At 51.1% G+C, this 18,511-nt stretch carries 14 protein-coding genes and 1 rRNA gene; 10 read left to right on the forward strand and 5 right to left on the reverse strand.

Annotation, left to right across the window (positions count from 1 at the left end):
- Positions 1-55 precede the first annotated feature (55 nt).
- Positions 56-2,266 (reverse strand): winged helix-turn-helix domain-containing protein, encoded by a 2,211-nt coding sequence (locus EPA93_RS18895; RefSeq protein WP_129889004.1) that lies wholly within the window; start codon positions 2,264-2,266, stop codon positions 56-58.
- Positions 2,267-2,556: 290 nt separating this feature from the next.
- On the opposite strand from EPA93_RS18895, the gene cofE reads away from it, so the two are divergent.
- From cofE to EPA93_RS18920, 5 genes are all read left to right on the forward strand, one after another.
- Positions 2,557-3,333: a coenzyme F420-0:L-glutamate ligase gene (gene cofE / locus EPA93_RS18900; RefSeq protein ID WP_129889005.1), complete on the forward strand. Its 777-nt coding sequence runs from the start codon at positions 2,557-2,559 to the stop codon at positions 3,331-3,333.
- Positions 3,334-3,491: 158 nt separating this feature from the next.
- Positions 3,492-4,142: a nitroreductase family protein gene (locus EPA93_RS18905; protein WP_242527442.1), complete on the forward strand. Its 651-nt coding sequence runs from the start codon at positions 3,492-3,494 to the stop codon at positions 4,140-4,142.
- A gap of 11 nt (positions 4,143-4,153) precedes the next feature.
- Positions 4,154-5,086, forward strand: a complete 933-nt coding sequence (gene cofD, locus EPA93_RS18910) for a 2-phospho-L-lactate transferase (RefSeq protein ID WP_129889007.1) — start codon at positions 4,154-4,156, stop codon at positions 5,084-5,086.
- A complete protein-coding gene (cofC, locus tag EPA93_RS18915) occupies positions 5,086-5,745 on the forward strand; it encodes a 2-phospho-L-lactate guanylyltransferase (RefSeq protein ID WP_242527443.1) in 660 nt (219 codons plus the stop codon). The genes cofD and cofC overlap by 1 nt, the downstream gene beginning before the upstream one ends.
- 28 nt (positions 5,746-5,773) lie before the next feature.
- Entirely contained in the window at positions 5,774-6,181 is a 408-nt protein-coding gene (locus EPA93_RS18920) for a PPOX class F420-dependent oxidoreductase (RefSeq protein WP_129889008.1), read from the forward strand.
- A 98-nt stretch (positions 6,182-6,279) separates the two neighbouring features.
- On the opposite strand, the gene EPA93_RS18925 is transcribed toward EPA93_RS18920, so the two are convergent.
- Positions 6,280-6,939 carry a hypothetical protein gene (locus tag EPA93_RS18925; RefSeq protein WP_129889009.1) on the reverse strand — a complete coding sequence of 220 codons (660 nt, stop codon included), beginning with the start codon at positions 6,937-6,939 and terminating at the stop codon, positions 6,280-6,282.
- Between the two features lie 302 nt (positions 6,940-7,241).
- Between EPA93_RS18925 and glnA the strand changes: the two genes are divergently transcribed.
- The 3 genes from glnA (at position 7,242) to EPA93_RS18940 (ending at position 10,455) form a co-directional block, all read left to right on the forward strand.
- Entirely contained in the window at positions 7,242-8,684 is a 1,443-nt protein-coding gene (gene glnA, locus EPA93_RS18930) for a type I glutamate--ammonia ligase (protein ID WP_129889010.1), read from the forward strand.
- Between the two features lie 322 nt (positions 8,685-9,006).
- Positions 9,007-10,002: a GTP 3',8-cyclase MoaA gene (gene moaA, locus EPA93_RS18935; RefSeq protein WP_129889011.1), complete on the forward strand. Its 996-nt coding sequence runs from the start codon at positions 9,007-9,009 to the stop codon at positions 10,000-10,002.
- A gap of 246 nt (positions 10,003-10,248) precedes the next feature.
- Positions 10,249-10,455: a helix-turn-helix domain-containing protein gene (locus tag EPA93_RS18940; RefSeq protein ID WP_129889012.1), complete on the forward strand. Its 207-nt coding sequence runs from the start codon at positions 10,249-10,251 to the stop codon at positions 10,453-10,455.
- A 308-nt stretch (positions 10,456-10,763) separates the two neighbouring features.
- Here EPA93_RS18940 and EPA93_RS18945 read toward each other — a convergent pair whose 3' ends face one another.
- Positions 10,764-11,315 (reverse strand): GNAT family N-acetyltransferase, encoded by a 552-nt coding sequence (locus tag EPA93_RS18945; protein WP_129889013.1) that lies wholly within the window; start codon positions 11,313-11,315, stop codon positions 10,764-10,766.
- Between the two features lie 381 nt (positions 11,316-11,696).
- On the opposite strand from EPA93_RS18945, the gene EPA93_RS18950 reads away from it, so the two are divergent.
- Entirely contained in the window at positions 11,697-12,851 is a 1,155-nt protein-coding gene (locus EPA93_RS18950) for an aminotransferase class V-fold PLP-dependent enzyme (RefSeq protein WP_165423245.1), read from the forward strand.
- Between the two features lie 323 nt (positions 12,852-13,174).
- Here EPA93_RS18950 and rrf read toward each other — a convergent pair.
- Positions 13,175-13,291 (reverse strand): 5S ribosomal RNA (gene rrf, locus EPA93_RS18955).
- 251 nt (positions 13,292-13,542) lie between these two features.
- Here rrf and EPA93_RS18960 point away from each other — a divergent pair.
- Complete coding sequence (locus EPA93_RS18960; protein ID WP_165423246.1) at positions 13,543-14,466, forward strand: PP2C family protein-serine/threonine phosphatase; 924 nt, start codon at positions 13,543-13,545, stop codon at positions 14,464-14,466.
- Between the two features lie 70 nt (positions 14,467-14,536).
- On the opposite strand, the gene smc is transcribed toward EPA93_RS18960, so the two are convergent.
- The gene (smc, locus tag EPA93_RS18965; RefSeq protein ID WP_129889016.1) at positions 14,537-18,286 is read right to left on the reverse strand and encodes a chromosome segregation protein SMC; all 3,750 of its coding nucleotides are present in this window, start codon (positions 18,284-18,286) and stop codon (positions 14,537-14,539) included.
- Positions 18,287-18,511 lie beyond the last annotated feature (225 nt).

Below are 18,511 nucleotides of genomic sequence, written 5' to 3' on the forward strand. Positions count from 1 at the left end.
GCTTCGCTGCCTGGTGGCCTGCCATTCGCTCCCACGCGCAGAGGACCGGCCATCCTCATTCCTCTCCCGCTAGCAAGCCCAACGCTCTTGCCCTCTCAATCGCCTGCCCACGCGTATGGACCGTAAGTTTGGCAAAGAGATAATTGATATGGGTTTTCACAGTGCTGATAGCAATATGTAAGTGCTGCGCAATTTCCTGATTTGATAATCCTTGCACGATCAAGCGCAAAACCGCAAGTTGCTGGGGGCTAAGCGCACTGGCTTCTATGACATCATCCTGCAGCCTGTGCGCCTGGCTTAAGACATGTAGAGCGCTAGTCCGCTGAGCATGTTCCTCGCGCGGAAGGAGATTAAGCGCTAAACGAGCTTGCTCCTGAGCAGCAGATACGTCTCCTTGCGCCGCCAGAGCCTGAGCAATGCAAAGCCGAAACGCTCCCATTTCCAGCAAACATAGACGCTCCTCAGCAGGAGCAGTTTCGCTAACTGCTTGTGTAGACAAAGCGCTAATAGTTATTTTATGCTCAACTGTTGGTAGCAAGCTTGCTGCCGCGCTCATCTGATCAGTTGCTGCAAGAGCTGCAACCCGAGCCAGAGCCAGGCGCGAATGAGTCAGAAGAAGCGGCTCGGGCAACCTCTCAAGCAGGCGCAGAAGCAGCGAGAACTCTCTGCGCGCAAACAGAGGATAAGCCTCCTGCTCAATAAGACTGGCTGCCTCCTCAGTATCTCCGGCCTCCAGCAGATGCTCAGCAGCATCAAGCGCCAGACCAGCATCTCTATACCACTGAGCGGCACGCCCATGTAACAGCATAATATAAGCCGCATCTTGCCATTGATAAAGGTGATGGCGGAGCAAGTCAGCAAAGAGTGGATGATAGCGATACCACTGGCTCGCGCGCTCCAGAGGCGTCAGAAAGAACTGAGCCCGCACAAGTTTCTGCAGAAGAGCAGGGGCCTCAGCTAGAGCAACTATAGCGGCACAGAGCGGAGCACTCAAGCTCTTTAGAATAGAGGTAGCTAGCAAAAAATGCAGAGCTGCAGGCTCAAGTCGGGACAACAGAACTTCACTCAAATAAGCCAGTACATGGCGATGACTACGAGAAATTTCTGCGATCAACTCTTTGCTATCAGTACCCGTACTTAGCACAAGCGCAGCCAGCTGCAAACTAGCAATCCACCCCTCGGTAAGCTCCAGTAAAGCAGTAATATCTTCTTCAGGCAAAGAAATCTCCATTACCCGTTCGAGAAACAGGCTGGCTTCAGCAGGCTGCAAGCGCAGATCATCGGCAGTCACCACATTTAGTTCTCTATCAGGAGAGCGCCGAAGCAACAGAGGCGGCGGCTCACTGCGTGTTAGCAAGAAAAGATGGAGCGAGCCTGGCTGATGTTCCAGCAAGTACGCTAACGACTTCTGCACTGGCTCCGCCGTGATCAGGTGATAGTTATCAAGAATGAGCACAAGCTCAGAAGAATGAGCAGCTGAGCTAAGCGCATGTATAAGTACGCGTAAAACGACGGTTATTGACTGGGCTTGGATAGTTTGCAGCAGGGAGAGAGCTGTAGCGCTACAGCCCGGACAAAGCTGTTCCAGAGCCTTGAAGACTTGCCTCCAGAATAGGAACAGGTCATTATCGCTCTCATCTAACGTTATCCACGCAACGCTCTGCTCACGTTGCAAGCGCTCTTTTGCCCAGTTGAGCATCGCGCTTGTCTTGCCAAAACCTGCAGGGGCTGTCACAAAGGTTACCGGCAGACGTAACCCGACCTGCAACTTCTCAACTACGCGTGAACGCGCTAACAACTCTAGCCCTGAATCGGGCAGTTGCTGCCTGTGCTCAGCTAGTGATTGGGCCAGGGCCTCAATCTTGCGCGAAGATACATCCTGAGCCTCCCGCGCCAAGAGACCTGCAAATTCCGTAACCTTGTGAGGAACTAACGCCGGCTTTTGCAGCATATGAAGCAAACGGGCAGCTTCTTCCAGGCGTTCTACAGTTAGCTCGGCATTGCGACCAAGGTACCTCTTAAGCATTTTTTGTCCATAGCGACGGTAAGCATACCAGTAGGAACCACTACGCTGTCCCCGCTCTTTACGCAAAGTACAGGCAAAACCCTCACGGCTATGAAAAGAAAAAGACGCGTGTTGATCCAGCCACGCCAACCAGGTCAGGTTGCCAGCTTCGAAAGAACCTTGCGCATGTCCATCTGTATAGAGCTCATAGCGACCTCGCTGCATGTTCCAATGCAAGCGATATGCACTCAGCTTTGGCATGTTTCCACCTTTTGCTACAGAACAAAGCTATCAAACAGCGTTACTATAGCCTTATCAGTGTAAAATAGCAAGTAGTGCTACTCAACAAAGCACCATCAAGCAGCGCTCAGGCCACAGGCGAGCAATAGAAGAAAGCTTGCCCTGTTGACTTTTCGCGTTCAGATACGATAATGAAGAGCCAGTCCAAAGGGCTTAACAAGTTCCTAATGAGCATGCAAAGCCATCTGGCCAATACTTCATTCTTTACAGTATTGTCAAATTGAGGCTATAATACCTCCACGAGGAGAAGCATGAGCAAAGAATTACGTATCATACCGATAACAGGTATCGAAGAAACACCCCCAGGATGCGACCTGGGTCTTATCATCTATGAGGCACTTCACACTCAGCACCTGACCTTAGAGCCAGGTGATATTCTTGTTGTGACCCAAAAAATCGTTTCTAAAGCGGAGGGGCGCATCGTAGATCTCAACGACATAAAGCCATCAGCCTTTGCCCGTCAATATGCCAAGCAATATAACAAAGATGCCAGGCATGTTGAGGTTGTGCTGCGGGAGAGCCGGAGAATTGTCCGTATGGACCACGGCGTACTCATCAGCGAGACCCATCACGGCTTTATCTGTGCCAATGCAGGAGTGGACGAATCAAATGTGAACGGGGCCGAGCAGCTTACCTTGCTTCCGCTCGATTCGGATCGTTCGGCCCAGATGCTACGCCTGCGCCTGCTGCGAATCGTTAGAGATAAACAAGAAAAGGCAGATATAGACATAGCCATCATTATTTCGGATACCTGGGGTCGGCCCTGGCGTCAGGCCCAGGTGAATATGGCCATAGGCGTAGCTGGGATGGAAGCCATTAACGACTACCGTGGCCAATATGACCCCTATGGTTATGAACTGCGCGTCAGCTCCATAGCTGTAGCCGACGAACTTGCCGCGACAGCAGAGCTTGTAATGGGGAAAATCGACCGCGTTCCAGTCGCCCTTATTCGGGGCTATAACTATATTCCTGCGGAGGGCACAGCCCAAGCGCTTATACGCAACAGTGCGACTGACATGTTCCGTTAATATACATGCAATGTGCAGTTTGCCTTGCCAGGAGCTCGGCCCTTTGAGCTCTTCAAAAGAGGGAGCAAAAGACACCTTCTTTGTCCTCTCTAAGCAGAACAAACCATAACAAGCTGTGCATGACGTACTTTAGCTTGAACGAAAAGGTAAACATAGACGTGACATCACAGACGAACGCTCGGCAGGTTACGCTACCAGAGCGCACGAATGATCTGGCGACCCTGCTACGTAGTAGGCGTAGCGTACGCATATATCAGGACAGGCCTGTAGCGCGCGAAGCACTTGAACAAATGCTGGAGGCGGCCCGCTGGGCCCCATCGCCCCATGGACGGCAGCCCTGGCGTTTTGCAGTTCTCACGCGCCAGGAACCTAAGACACAGCTGGCAGAGAGCATGGGAACAGACTGGAAGAAAAATCTCCAGATGGATGGCCAGAATGAAGAAATTGTTGCTATACGCCTGGAGAAATCGCGCCAACGCATCCTCAACGCGCCAGCAATTATTATTCCCTGTCTCTATCTGGAAGATCTTGATCACTATCCAGATGAAAAGCGCCAGGCTGATGAGACAGTCATGGCCATTCAAAGCCTTGGCGCCGCTATCCAGAACATGCTGCTCACAGCCTACGATCTCGGCCTGGATACAGGCTGGATGTGCGCGCCGCTTTTTTGTCCCGAGATCGTCTGTGAAACGTTGGGCCTGGATAAGCGGTTAATCCCCCAGGCCCTGATTACCGTTGGCTATGCTGCCGCTGACCCGCGGCGGCGAGAGCGTCTTCCGTTGGATCGTCTCATTGTTCATTTTGACTGAGGTTTTACGCTATGATTGCAGTTCTGGCCGGTGGAGTAGGCGCCGCGCGCTTTTTGCAAGGAGTGGTACAGGTTGTTCCGCAAAAGGAACTGACCGTCATCGCTAACACCGGGGATGACCGGGATTTCTACGGCTTGCGCGTTTGCCCCGATATCGATATTGTCATCTACACCCTGGGAGGCGTTGTAGACGAGAAATATGGCTGGGGCATCCGCAACGATACCCATAACACCATGCAGCAACTTACCCACTATGGCAACGAAGATTGGTTTCTGCTTGGTGACAAAGATCTAGCTACACATATCCATCGTACAAATTTGCTGCGCCAGGGCAAGACTCTCAGCGAAGTTACAGATAACTTGCGCGCTCGCTTTGGTCTGGAGTTACGCATCCTGCCCATGAGCGATCAGCCTATCGAAACCCATATCAAGACGCCGGCGGGACTCCTGCATTTTGAGGAATACATGGTCAAGCGCCAGAGCGTCGATGAGGTTCAGGATGTGGTCTTCGTGGGAGCCAAAGAAGCCAAACCGGCCCCCGATGTGCTTGATACGCTTAAAGCAGCCGACGTTATCCTGATTGCCCCCAGCAATCCTATCGTCAGCATCGGGAGCATTCTTGCAGTTCCAGGCATTCATGATGTACTCCACGAGGCAAGCGGCATGGTAGTAGCAGTCAGCCCCATTGTCGGCGGCGCTCCTATCAAAGGTCCTGCCGACAAGCTCATGCGAGGCCTGGGCCTTGATGTCTCGGCAGTAGATGTAGCGCGCTGTTATCGTGACTTTCTTGATGTCATGGTCATCGATGAGCAAGATGCCCACCTCGCCGGCGAGATCGAGGATCTGGGCATCCCAACGGTTGTTACCAATACGATTATGCGTGATAGTGCCACCAAAGCCGAGCTTGCACGCACTGTATTGCAAGCCGCCGGGCGGCAAGTCTAATGCCGGCGCACAGAGGGGGCATAGAACACAGCCAGACGCATATGATAAATAGAGCATTGATCCCGGTAAAGGCCCTTGACCGGGCAAAAAGTCGTCTGTCCAAACACCTGACACCCAATCAACGCGCGTTTCTGGTACTTGAAATGCTGCATCATGTCATCTGCACGCTACAAGAAAGCGCAGTTCTGACATCCATCACAGTGGTCAGTCCCGATGAACGCGTTCTGGAGCAGGTGCAGGCCTGGGGTGCGCAGGCTCTCCTTGAAGAGCAACATGGACATAACACGGCTTTGCATGCGGCAGCTTTGCACCAGATAGAGGCAGGCACAACAGCCTTGCTCACCATATCGGCGGATCTGCCTTTATTACAAGTAAGCGACGTGCGCACTATGTTTGAGCAGGTTCAGAGCCATGATATTGTGCTTGCGCCATCGCGAGAGGGCACAGGAACCAATGCACTCCTCGTCAGCCCTCCGCTAGTCGTGCCATACGTGTTTGGTCCTGGCAGCTTACAGCGCTACCAGTTGGAGGCCCAACAGCGAGACCTCAAGAGTGCACTAGCCAGAAATATCGGGCTGGCCCTGGATATTGACACGATCGAAGACTTACGCACTTTGCGCCGCTATGAGATGCGGAATAAGGCAGCCCACGCATCCTAGCGAAAAACATATAAAATCAGGAGCATCAATGAGTAGTATTTTATCAGCAAAAGCCCGTGCTTTCCTTGAGGAGAAGCGCTTCGCAGTTCTCGCCACGATTAATGCTGACGGAACGCCCCAGCTCACCACTATGTGGTATCTGCTCGAAGGCGATACCATCGTGATGAACACAAAAGTTGGACGCCTCAAAGACCGCAATATGCGCCGCGACCCGCGCGTTTCCGTTTGCTTTGAAGATGGCTATAGCTACCTGACGATTAGCGGCAAAATCGAGTTCGTGGAAGATCAGCAGATAGCACAGGAAGACATTCGTCGCCTGGCCATTCGCTATCATGGGGAACAAGAGGCCAATAAGCAGGCCCAGGAACAGTACTCCAAAGAAACAAGAGTTACTTTACGTCTGAAATGTGAGCATATCATTGACGATTTAGGCTAGCAAGCCATAGCAAAGTTCTCTATTGTAGCCAGAGGGTGCAAGTGCAGGCTTAGCCTCGTGCGAAACTGCATTTGTGCAATCTGGCTACTCTATCTTTTTTACGATGCCAAAGCTTTTCTATCCTCAGGCCCCAGAGCCGAAGACTGCGCCGGCGTGGCAGCATAGACAAGCGTCAGGCCATCGGAGTTTGTACGCGTTTCTGTCATACAATAGGTAAAGCCGGAAGGGAGGTTCGAAACCTTGATCTGAAACTGTTGATTTAGCTGGTCCTCAAACTGAGTAGTCATCCCGGTTATCGGAAAACCTCCGATATCAGCATGGATCAGGTGCATACGTAGCTGGCAGGCTTCCACGGTAGGTTGCAGCCGTAACGTAAATTGCTTGGTAACATTGATTCCCAGCACATTTACTTGATCCTGACCGGTAATCGTAATCGGGCCATTTTGCACCAGTTGCACCTGGGTATCCTTGATAGTTCCCGGTAAACCGGCCGAGTTGGCATTCTGCGTAACCAGTTGGGATATATAGCCAGTGCTTATTTGCGCCATAATCGCTCCTTTCCCAGTATAAGGGGGAGCAGACCGCGGGGAATTGTCATTGCCAGCAATTAGTATATAGGAGAAGACAGCGGCCACGCCGACGATAATACCGAGCACAAAAGCTACAAGGGCCAGAGGAAAGCACCCACCCGAGCGGCGGGGTTGCGCCTGCGCTGCCATTGTCATCCCTCCTGAGGAAAATTGAGTCCGTGAATCCATCCTCGCTCCTCTCATACTATTTCATGCTATATTACAACTCTTCCATCTTCCCTGGCAAGCATCTAGCCCTATCAATGCAATTTGTGCAACTTGCACAAATGTTAGCGCTGCACTTTCAGGTAAAGTGTCTGTAGCATCCCTTTGAGATATGTCATATTCTTAGTACAAGAGAAAACAATCTCAGCACGATACTGAGATAAAGCTGTGAACATTATGCACATTAGCCAAAAGATGATCAGGGCAACGCACGCCAACGATAGCCGCAATGATGCAAAGACAGACATACAAGGAGATAAAATAAGATGACCCCAGAGGAAGTGTTACGATTTGCCAAAGAAAACGGCGCAAAGATGATAGATCTTAAATTCACAGATTTGCCCGGTACCTGGCAGCATTTCAGTATGCCTTTGCATCAGTTGGAAGAAGAAGCCTTTGTGGAAGGCTTCCCATTCGATGGCTCTAGCGTACGGGGGTTCCAGGCTATCAATGAAAGCGATATGCTTGTCATCCCGGATGCCAGCACAGCTATTATGGACCCATTTACCGCAGTCCCAACGCTCAGCCTGATCTGTAACATCGCCCATCCCGGAGACGCGGGCTTCAAGACCCGCTATAGCCGCGATCCCCGCTATGTGGCCCAGAAGGCAGAAGATTATCTACGCACAAGTGGCGTTGCAGACACTGCCTACTTCGGCCCCGAGGCAGAATTCTATATCTTTGATAGCGTCCATTACGTCTCAACAGATAATAAGCAATGCGTAGAAGTCGATTCCGATGAGGCACACTGGACCAGCGGGCGCGACCTGCGCCACGATGGTTCACGCAACATGGGCCATCTTATGCGCGTCAAAGAAGGGTATTTTCCTGTTGCCCCTAACGATACGCTCCAGGATCTGCGTACCGAGATGGTCCTGAAACTAGAAGAGCTGGGCATCACGGTTGAGGCGCAACATCACGAAGTTGGCGCCGCTGGCCAGTCAGAGATTGATATTCGCTTCGACACCCTGACCAAAACAGCCGATAGCATGCTTCTTTATAAGTATATTGTGAAGAACATGGCGCGCAAATATGGCAAGACCGTCACCTTTATGCCAAAGCCAATCTATGGCGATAATGGTTCCGGGATGCATACTCACTCCAGCCTCTGGAAAGATGAGAAGCCTTTATTCTATGATGGCGATGGTTACGCTGGACTCTCGCAGATGGCACGCTACTATATCGGTGGTATCCTGCTGCACTCTCCTGCCCTGATGGCTATCGCTGCGCCGAGCACCAACAGCTACAAGCGCCTGGTTCCCGGCTTCGAAGCTCCCGTCAATCTTGTCTTCTCACAGGGCAACCGTAGCGCAGCTGTCCGTATTCCTTCAACTAACAGCCCTAAGGGCAAGCGTGTCGAGTTCCGTCCTCCCGATCCAACAGCTAATCCATACTTGCTCTTCTCAGCGCTATTAATGGCCGGCCTTGATGGTATCCGTCGCGAGATTGACCCCAGCGACTATGGCTATGGCCCGGTGGATCGCGATCTGTATCATATGTCGGCCGAAGATTTGCGCGAGATCTGTTCAGTGCCGGGTTCGTTAGATGAGGCTCTTAACGCGCTTGAAAAAGACCATTCCTTCCTCCTGGAAGGCGATGTCTTCACCTACGATCTCCTTGAGAAATATATTGACCTCAAGCGCGAGCAGTCCGCTACAGTACGTATGCGTCCAGTGCCCATCGAATTCTCGCTTTACTATGACGCATAACTAGAATCCATTACATATATTCTAAAAGAATACTGCCATCTCTCGTGGGAGACGGCAGTATTTCCTCAGTTTATTTGCTGTATCCACACTTTTTTACCTTCGTTACACGTAAATTTTCATACATCTGATACCACATTATTCATGGTCAACAGAGTTGCTAAGTATAAAATAGTTCACAACATTCACAAGATAATGTATAATACATGTATTATGAGACAATATCTCTGTCAGAACCTGGCACACAAGACAATTCTTGGAAAAATGTGCTATAGTAAGCATACAGAGTAATATCGTCCGGATAGATTAATGGAGAACAGAACCCATGGAACCCCTCATAGACAGCTATGGACGCCGCATAAAAAATATGCGTATCTCGATCACAGATAAATGCAATTTCCGCTGTACATATTGTATGCCAGCTGAGGGGCTGCCCTGGCTGAAAAAAGCTGAAATTCTCTCCTACGAGGAGATTGAGCGTATCGCCCGCGTAGCTGTCGAGATTGGCATAGAGCAAATTCGCCTGACGGGTGGGGAGCCTCTGGTTCGGCGAGATGTAGCTGATCTAGTCAGGCAGCTCCATGAGATAGAAGGGCTACGCAGCCTGAGTCTAACCACAAATGGGGTGCTCTTAAAACAGCAAGCAAAAGCTCTTGCCGAGGCTGGCCTCACCCGCATCAATGTGAGCCTTGATTCGCTGGTGCGCGAAAGATTTGCCCAACTCACGCGCCGCGACCAGCTTGATCGCGTCCTCGAAGGTCTGGCAGAGTTAGAACAATACCCAAGCATTCACCCCATTAAAGTTAATGCTGTCGCGATGCGCGATTTCACAGAAGCTGAGGTGCTTGATTTCGCCCACCTGGCTCGTCGTAAGGCATATGTAGTGCGCTGGATCGAATTTATGCCACTGGATGCCGATCAAATCTGGCGCAAGGAAGATATTCTAACCGGTGGTGAGATCAAAGCCATCATCGAGGCTGCATATGGGCCACTTGTACCGATTACCACTGGCGATCCCTCAGAAACCGCGCGCCGCTATACCTTTAGCGATGGTATAGGAGAAGTCGGCTTTATCAATCCCGTCAGCGAGCCTTTCTGCGCTTCTTGTGACCGCATTCGCCTCACCGCCGATGGCCAGTTACGCACCTGCCTTTTCGCCACCGAAGAAACTGATCTACGTGCTGTGTTGCGCTCGGGAGGCAGCGACGAGGACCTGGCCAGGACCATTCGCAACGCCGTCTGGCACAAAGAGCTCAAGCACTATATCGGTGATAAACGCTTCAAACGGGCCAGCCGCAGCATGTCAAGAATTGGTGGTTGATCCCTTCTCAAAAGCAACTAGCGTTACTGTAATAGCAGAAGTGCAATTTCAGCCCACCGATTCTATATCACAGTTACAGTTAAATGGCGGAGATAGCACAGTTACAAAAAAACAGGATGTTCGTCTTTATAATCAAATAGATAATTTATACGTCAGTCCGATGTATACTCGTCTATCAGGAAGCAAGAAAGGGCTGTATTATCACTATTTAACGTTACATTAGCACAAGAACAGAAAGAGGATTTTGTGGTACACGACAAAGCGGAATTGCTCACAGTCCGTGAAGTGGCACAACGGTTGCGTGTGGACGATACAACTGTTAGACGGTGGATTAAAAATGGCGTGTTAGAGGCAATTACCTTACCCCATCGGGGAGCACGTCAGGCTTACCGAATTCGCCGTTCCACCTTAGATGCTCTGTTAGCTTCACCCGAGCAAACGGTAAATCAGTAGCTAGAAATCTTCTTTTAAGAAGATGTAGTATTTGTCAATCTTAGCTACTAGTCAGGAGCTAACTTGCCTGTAATCGGTCCTGGAGTGCCCTTCCACGAATTGCATGGGAGGAGAAGTTCAACACCTGCTGCCTCTCACCCTTCCACGCACTACCCTCCCGGCAAGATAAACTAAATGGCACACACCGGGGGGCGTAGTTCTTATTCACTCTGCAGGCAGCTACTTACAGGCCTGATCTCGCTTCAAGGTGGATACAAATGTAGTGCATTAGTTAGCTCCAATCTCCTGCCCCTAAGCGGTCCACACATTTATGCTTCCTCAACATACAGTTCCCTACGATAGAGACGCATTCCTTGTGGCGCTGGCTCCTCTGTTGGATGCATCTCAAAGCGGGCCGCTAAGCGGGCAGAGGCAGGGTCACGCTCGGGAAGAAGGGCCTCAAAATAAATAGGAAGGCCTTCTTGCTCAGCTTCAAACTCAAACTCGGTGGCCAGGATACGAGCTCGATTTAGCGCCCCGACGAGCAATATGCGGCCGCCGTTTTCTCTTCGGTGCTGCGGATGTACCGCTCCTCGACAGAGAAAGTGATAGGACCGCCTATCCTGATACAGTTGGACTGTTACAAATCCCACAGTTTCTCCTTCCAGACCATCCAGCGTCCCTGCCTGTCCCCAGGTATTCAGCTCATCGTCGTCATCGTTAATGACAAACGTATTGAGCAGCGCATCCATCGTAGAATTCGCCAACCAGTCCTGTAGATCGCTGACACTCTTTTCAGCAAGCCCATCCTCCTGCATAGCTACACGCTGTATTTGTATCACGGAAGGCTCATCTGCTTGACGATAATTGCGTATACGCACTGGCCCCAGCTCCTTCTCAAGTTAAAAACTTTTGCTCTTTTGCTAGCACACATTATAGCAGGAAAATTACGTCCTACCAGAGGGCCTTTTCGCTTTCGGCAACTCAACTAGCATCGAGCTTAATCTATAGGATATACTGTAGTACGTCCGCAATCCAGACGGCATGTCATCAGGCTTTGCAGCGCTAGTTTTTCTGCCGCCTTAGAGTGGCACAGAGGAGGGAAAAACTGAGCGCAGTCCCATCGGTCAAAGGGCCAGATTCGCTTGCTCGCGAGGTGTCCCTAGCCAACTCAGTTTGGGAAACTGGAAAGCCTCATGGTCCATCCCGCTATGCAACACAAAACATGTGCCCGTTTTATCTCACAACAAAGGAGTCTTACCTTGTCTGACCTCACACACTTGCAACGTATACGTCAAGAAATGCCAGCCACTACAGATAGTGTGTACCTTAATACAGGCACATTTGGTCCCTTACCCAAATGCGTTATCCAGGCTATACAAAATTATCTGGAGAGAGAGTTGCGCGAGGGCCGTCTAGGAAAGGGGTTCGAGAACATTTCAGCCGCTTATAGCGATGCTCGTGCCAGCATTGCACGCCTACTGCATGCCAGCGAAAACGAGATAGCGCTAACTGATAACACTGGCGAAGGCTTGAATATTATCAGCTATGGCTTTGATTGGCATAAGGGTGATGAGGTAATTACAACCAATCACGAGCATATCAGTGCACTCGCACCACTCTATCAGATCCGTGATCGTTATGGCATCGTTATTCGTACCGCCGATCTCGGCCCTGCAGCAGATCGACCAGTTGTTGAGGCAATTGGAGAACTGATCACACCGCGCACGCGCCTTATTTCGCTCTCTCATGTGACCTGGACAACCGGGGCAGTCCTTGACATTCAGGCAGTTGGACGCCTGGGACACGAGAAGGGTATTCCTGTCGTAATCGACGGAGCCCAATCGGCAGGGGCAGTTCCGATCAATGTTAAAGAGCTCGAAGTTGATTTCTATGCTATCCCCATGCAGAAATGGCTCTGCGGACCCGATGGCACGGGAGCTCTTTATACCAGCCAGGATGCACTTCGCAATGTCGCGTCTACTTACGTCGGTTACTACTCAATTAAGCACGAAGTTGATGCCGAATGGGCTCTAAACGATACAGCCCAGCGCTTCGAACTTGGCGGCAGACAGACCGCAGCTGTCGCCGGGCAAGCTGCAGCCTTACACTGGTTAGAGGATTTCGTCGGCCACGATTGGCTCTTTACACGTATCTCTACATTAAATACTTATGCATATAATGCCTTGAAAGACCTACCAGGGCTGCAGATGTTGACCCCACAACCAGGGGCCAGCGGGATTATAGCATTTCTGCTCGAAGGCCGCGACGACAGCGAGGTTGTAAAGCAATTGAGCCAGCAACACAATATCTACATTCGCAATATTCCATCGACAAAAGCATTACGCGTCTCAACTGGCTTCTACAACACTGAAGAAGAGATCGACCGGCTTGCGCAAGCCTTGCGTGCGCTCTAGCTGGCTCTCAGCCAACTTCATAGACAGGAACAAGTATGCGCTATGCCGGGCGGCGATGTCAGAGCAGCTAGCACTATACGCCAGGCGAGCACCATACTTGTTCAAAGCCCTGGCGCCTGCAAACCCAGAAACAACCTTCTTGCCGATCGTTGCCAGCTTCAGGTGTCCAGGCAACGCGTTATATCCTCTTCCATTGTTGCAAGATGGCACTATAACGCCTGTTGCCTTTGCGTCGCGAAAGCATCTAGAGCATTGAGGGTTTGGCTATTAATATCTGAATGAGTAGAGAGAAGCCAACAAAAAATCACCCATACAGGCAGGTGAGACGGCGACTTCCTATTTTCCCGTGCAGTTGCCCGCAGAGTATCGTCGGAGCTGAAGAGCTTAACTACCGTGTTCGGGATGGAAACGGGTGTACCCTCTTCGCTATTGTCACCAGCTCACCTGCACATACAGGTGACTCATTTGACAGAAAGTATATTACTATGCCTGGCTCTATTTGTCAATAGGCTCAGTCTCTTTTCGGCAAAATTTATCAGCGCGACTAGTCAGGCAAAAGATCTGCCGATAGGTAGTTGATTTATCAGCTCTATTGGTGAATACTTTAAGCAAGAAGATATCTATATCCAAAGCTATATCACCTATTATGATTATCATCTCACGACAAATTGAGAAAGAGGTATATACTGGTATGCGTAGGACTACACATGGACAGGACCGTCCTCCTACCCGTTCTCCGTTCACCTTCGCTCGCTATAGCGTTCCTCATGAAGAGCACATCGAACGCAACGAAGATACCTTGCTGGTCGATCAGCAAAGAGGGCTGGCAGCAGTCTTTGACGGCGTAGGTTACGGTCCTGGACATATTGCATCTCAAATGGCTGCCCGCGTTATCCGTCGCGGCTGGAAACGCCTTCTCGCTAAAGAGCAAAACACGCCTGCCCTACTTGAAATATCCAGGGCGGTCGATCTTCAAGCAAAGTTACCGCACCTCTTATTGGAGGCTCATCGGCAAATCTGTACCAATGGTTCCCGGCATATACAGATAGACGACTCTTTGCCAGAGGACAAAAAACGTCCCGAAACAACCGCAGCTCTCATTACTCTTTGCAAGAATAGCGAGCAGGATGGATATACGATGTTCTATGCCCATGTTGGTGATAGCCGTATCTACCTTTTACCACAAACGCGGCCTCTCAAGCGTCTGACCAGGGATGATGGCTATTTTTCTTTATTACTAAAACGTGAACTTATCAATGAAGATGATGCATATCGTATCGATCAAGCAACTTCTGCCGAGCAACTTTCTGCCGAAGAATTCGACTACTTTAGCAAACGCAATGGCATTACGCAAGCTCTCGGGGATCACTCACAGCCAACCGTTCATATCGGCAGTATGCCTATTGCCCCGGGAGATCGCATCTTATTGTGCACTGATGGTATCCATGATAATCTGACGGATCAAGAAATTCAGCAGATATTACAGAAAGGTTCACGCACCAGGGCCGCCAGAGGACTTGTGCAGAGTGCAATCGATCGCTCACATCAAAGCGACGAATCCATTCGAGCCAAGGCTGATGATATGAGTGCCATTGTAATTACCTATAACTATTAAATTTCTATTTCATTGCAACTCTGTTATCAAACCGGAGCTGAGAAATGGCAAGGTCTACGGCAGGAGAGAGCTAATGCTCTCCTGCTATAGCCACCTCTTCAAGGCGCAGCGATAACAAGCGCGAGACGCTATCGCGCATCGATACACCATAGATCACCTGAGCTGACGACATCGTTACACGGTTATGTGTAATCACAATGAACTGCGTACGCTGAGCCAGGCGCTTGAGAATATCGCAGAAGCGCGTAACATTGGACTCATCCAAAGCGGCATCTACTTCGTCCAATAAACAAAACGGCGGTGGATTGATCTCCAATAAGGAAAAGAGCAGAGCCGCCGAGACCAGGGCACGTTCTCCTCCGGAGAGCAAGGAGAGATCCTGAACTTTTTTACCTGGAGGTTGCACAATTACTTCTACACCGGCCGGCATACTTGATGGAGCCTGTACCTCCTCTTCTCCATTTTTAGCTGCCAACAGTTCAAGGCGCGCTGTTCCTCCATTGAAAAGCGTCGTAAAATGCTCGCGAAAACGCGCATTTACTGCCTGGAATGTTGCCTCGAACTGACGCGCCATTGTAGCATCCAATTGACTAATGATCGAACGCAGATGTAAAGCAGCCTGATCCATATCGGCTATCTGCGACGAAAGGAAATCGAAACGTGTGCGCGTCTCCTCGTACTCCTGTGGCGCATTGACATCACAGCCACCCATAGCCTTCAGACGGCTACGCAAGTTATCAACCCGCCGACGCAGCTTGCGCAACTGTGCCTCTTCTTCCTCGCTAAGCTCTGTAGAGTTCGGAGCAGATGTTAGCTCTTGCCCTGCCACAGAGGAAGCAGCTACAGCTTGCCTGAGCAGGTCGGCAGGCTCATTAATCCCCAGCTCCTCACGTAACTGTTCCTGCAGCGTCTCAACAGCGTCGCGCGCCTTCTGGCTATCTAGTAAAGCGCGGCGGTAGAGCGTCTCTTGCTCTGTTCTGGTTTGTTGCATTTGCCCCCGTTGACGTTCCAGGGTACTTATCTGCCCATCAACCGCAGTAAGCTGCTCTTCTACCCTGTGCAATTCGCCTTCCAGAGCACAGCCCCGCGCGTGTGCAGCCTCCAGCTGGCTACGCTGCTGGGCAATCGTGGCTTTAAGCGCCTGCTGCCGTTCTTCAGCATCTTTGATGCGCGCAACCTGCTGACTGACTTGAGCTTTTAACTCTTGCGCTTGCGTATGTTGTGCCTCCAATTGCTGACGCAATGATCTGGCCTCCTGACGCTTTAGCGCCAGAGCTGTGCGAGCCTTGCCTAGATCATCCTGCTGACGACGATACGCTATAGCTCGCTCTTCCATCTCATACTGCAACTCTTCTACAAGGGCCGCTTGCTCACGCTGGGCTTTCTCATGAGTTCGTACACGTTCCTGGGCAGCCTGTGCCTCTTGCTCCAGCCCGGCAACCTCAGAAGCCAATTGTTGCTCTACAGAAGCAGCCAGGCGGATCTCGGTCTGCAAGCGTTCCTGCTCACGCTGCGATGATCCCACGGTTTTGTTAAGTTCATTGCTACGAGCAGTAATTTTTTGCAGCTCTTTATCAAGTGCGGCTTGCTCGGTGCGGCGTGCAGCCTGATTACGTTGGATCTCGCTAAAAGCACTGTTCAGCTGATCGATATGAGCCTTCTGCGCTTCAGCTTGCTGTGGTAGCTCGCGCAATTCTCGCTCATGAGCTAGCAGACCTTGTTGCGAGCTATCTTTGCCACCGCCACCAGTTAACCAACCATTTACGTGCAAGACCTCTCCCTTGAGCGTTACAACCGAGGTAAAGGGCAGATCGCTTTCGGAAGAAATGCTCAGCTGTGTGCTCCATTTCAATAATTCATAAGCTGCACCCAGTTCGCGCACTATCACTACTCCATGCAGCATCCGGCGAAAAAGGGCTTGATAGCGTTGTTCACATTGCAACTGCTGCCAGGCAAAACCCAGCACCGCATTTTGCAGGGCCGGCCTTTCGGCAAGAAAACGCTGCAGCACAGCCTCCTCGACCTGGCGTTGGATCTGACTTACCTCACTGGATATCTCATCTTCAACCTCGCGCTCAACCCACACAAGCATAGCTTTGCCCGCTCGCGCGCCTTGCAAATACTGCAGACACTTCATAGCATCTTCAAGCGTCTGCACCACCACAGCCTGCATATAAGGTCCCAGAGCTGCCTCAAGAGCAATTTCCAGGCCAGCAGGCACGATACCTAATTGTGGCACCGGACCAAGCAAACCGGTCAGCTTGCCAGCAGGGGCACGCAGTAAAGACCTCACACCATCACTATAGCCACTTAAGCTCTGCCGCCAGTTTTTTAGTAGATTCAAGCGGTCAGTGATTGCCCGTAAGTGACGCTCAGCTTCCGAGAGCGCCGCCTTGAGACGTTCCAGCTCCTGTTGAGCTTCGGCAACCATACGCGCTACAGCTTGCTTACGCAGCTGGATCTCGCGCTCTTCATTACGCACGGCCTCCAGACGAGCCTGCTCCTCAAGGAGACGCGTCTCCAAAGTACGCAAGGTCTGGTGAGCCTGTGAAATAGTTTCTCGGCGCGCAGCCAGGGTACGATTGCGCTCGCCAAGCTGCTTTTGTAGGCGGCCGGCTTCCGTCTGGCTGGAACCCAAACGAGCCTGAATCTGAATCAAGTCATTCTGAGCACCTCGTAGCCGTTTCTCATCTAGCTCATACTCTTTCTGCCCACGAGCAACCTGCGTCTCCTGAGCTGCCAACTTAGCTGATCCAGCATCAACGGCCTCATCAGCGATATCGCATTGCTCTTCCATATCGATGCTTTGTTTCTGCAAGGCGATTAAGCGCTCGCGCAGCCGCCGTTCTTCCTGTTGCATATCGCCACGCTGGCCCTCTAAACCCACAATTCGCTCCTCGCTCACCGCAAGGTCACGTTCGATATTTTGTGTTTGCGTGGTAGCCTGAGCATATGCTTTGCGCGCTTCGCTGATGCCCACTTGCGTTTGCTGGCGCTGAGAGCGCTGGACATTGAGTTGCTCTTCAAGCATACGGAGTGCCTGCGTTATCTGCTGCATCTTTCGCTCTTGCTCCTGCTCAACAAGCTCAGCGCGCTCTCTTGTGGCACACAGGCGGCGCCACTGCAAGGCATACCAGGACACGAGGGCCTCCTGCAATTCATCTTGCAGTTGTCCATACTCAACAGCACGGCGCGCCTGCTCTGCCAGAGGAGCCAGGCGTGGCTCAATCTCGCTCAAAATATCGCGCAAGCGGTCAAGGTTCTGTTCCGTCTGCTTCAGACGATTCTCAGCATCGCTGCGCTGTACTTGAAACGGTCGAATCCCAGCGGCATCTTCAAATAGTCCTCTTCGCTCTTCCGCGCGCAAACTCAGGGCCGCATCTATCAAGCCCTGACCCACAACTGTATAGGAATCATGACCAATTCGTGCTTGAGCCAATAATAGGAGCACATCCTTAAGGCGTACTTTTTGCTTATTGATAAGATACTCGTTCTCGCCAGAGCGAAAACTGCGCCGCGTCACGGTGATCTCGCTATATTCCGATGGAACCCAGCCGGTACTGTTATCGAGGGTCAGTGAAACTTCTGCCATGCCGAGTGCTGAGCGTCCCTGGCTCCCAACAAAGATGATATCATCGCTTTTCTTACCACGAAGCTGCCTCATACTCTGCTCGCCCAGAACCCAGCGCATTGAGTCTGCAACATTCGATTTCCCCGCACCATTTGGTCCAACCACAGCCGTTATCCCCGGGCTGAACTCCAATAATGTGCGTGAGGCAAAGCTCTTGAAACCCAACATATCTAAGCGTTTGAGATACACCGGCGGATCTAATCCTCCCTAAATGTCAAAACTCCTTGGGCATCTTCTTTCTGCGGGCCGCAAGTTCTAACCCAGGCCATCAAGCACTGATTGGCCTAAGGATACTCAAGTCCGCCGCGCTCTTCAAGGATATCTCGATAATATCATAGTGCCTTTTCTGCGTCGAGTAGCTCAGCAGTATATTGTCAATTTACAACGACTTATGAAAGGCAGGATAAAATACTC

Origin of the sequence: Ktedonosporobacter rubrisoli (assembly GCF_004208415.1) — a bacterium.
GTDB lineage: Bacteria > Chloroflexota > Ktedonobacteria > Ktedonobacterales > Ktedonobacteraceae > Ktedonosporobacter > Ktedonosporobacter rubrisoli.

Coding starts and splice junctions, on each gene's coding strand:
- EPA93_RS18895 (WP_129889004.1), bottom strand. CDS start 2,266: ATGCCAAAGCTGAGTGCATATCGCTTGCATTGGAACATGCAGCGAGGT.
- cofE (WP_129889005.1), top strand. CDS start 2,557: ATGAGCAAAGAATTACGTATCATACCGATAACAGGTATCGAAGAAACA.
- cofD (WP_129889007.1), top strand. CDS start 4,154: ATGATTGCAGTTCTGGCCGGTGGAGTAGGCGCCGCGCGCTTTTTGCAA.
- cofC (WP_242527443.1), top strand. CDS start 5,086: ATGCCGGCGCACAGAGGGGGCATAGAACACAGCCAGACGCATATGATA.
- EPA93_RS18920 (WP_129889008.1), top strand. CDS start 5,774: ATGAGTAGTATTTTATCAGCAAAAGCCCGTGCTTTCCTTGAGGAGAAG.
- EPA93_RS18925 (WP_129889009.1), bottom strand. CDS start 6,939: ATGGATTCACGGACTCAATTTTCCTCAGGAGGGATGACAATGGCAGCG.
- glnA (WP_129889010.1), top strand. CDS start 7,242: ATGACCCCAGAGGAAGTGTTACGATTTGCCAAAGAAAACGGCGCAAAG.
- moaA (WP_129889011.1), top strand. CDS start 9,007: ATGGAACCCCTCATAGACAGCTATGGACGCCGCATAAAAAATATGCGT.
- EPA93_RS18960 (WP_165423246.1), top strand. CDS start 13,543: ATGCGTAGGACTACACATGGACAGGACCGTCCTCCTACCCGTTCTCCG.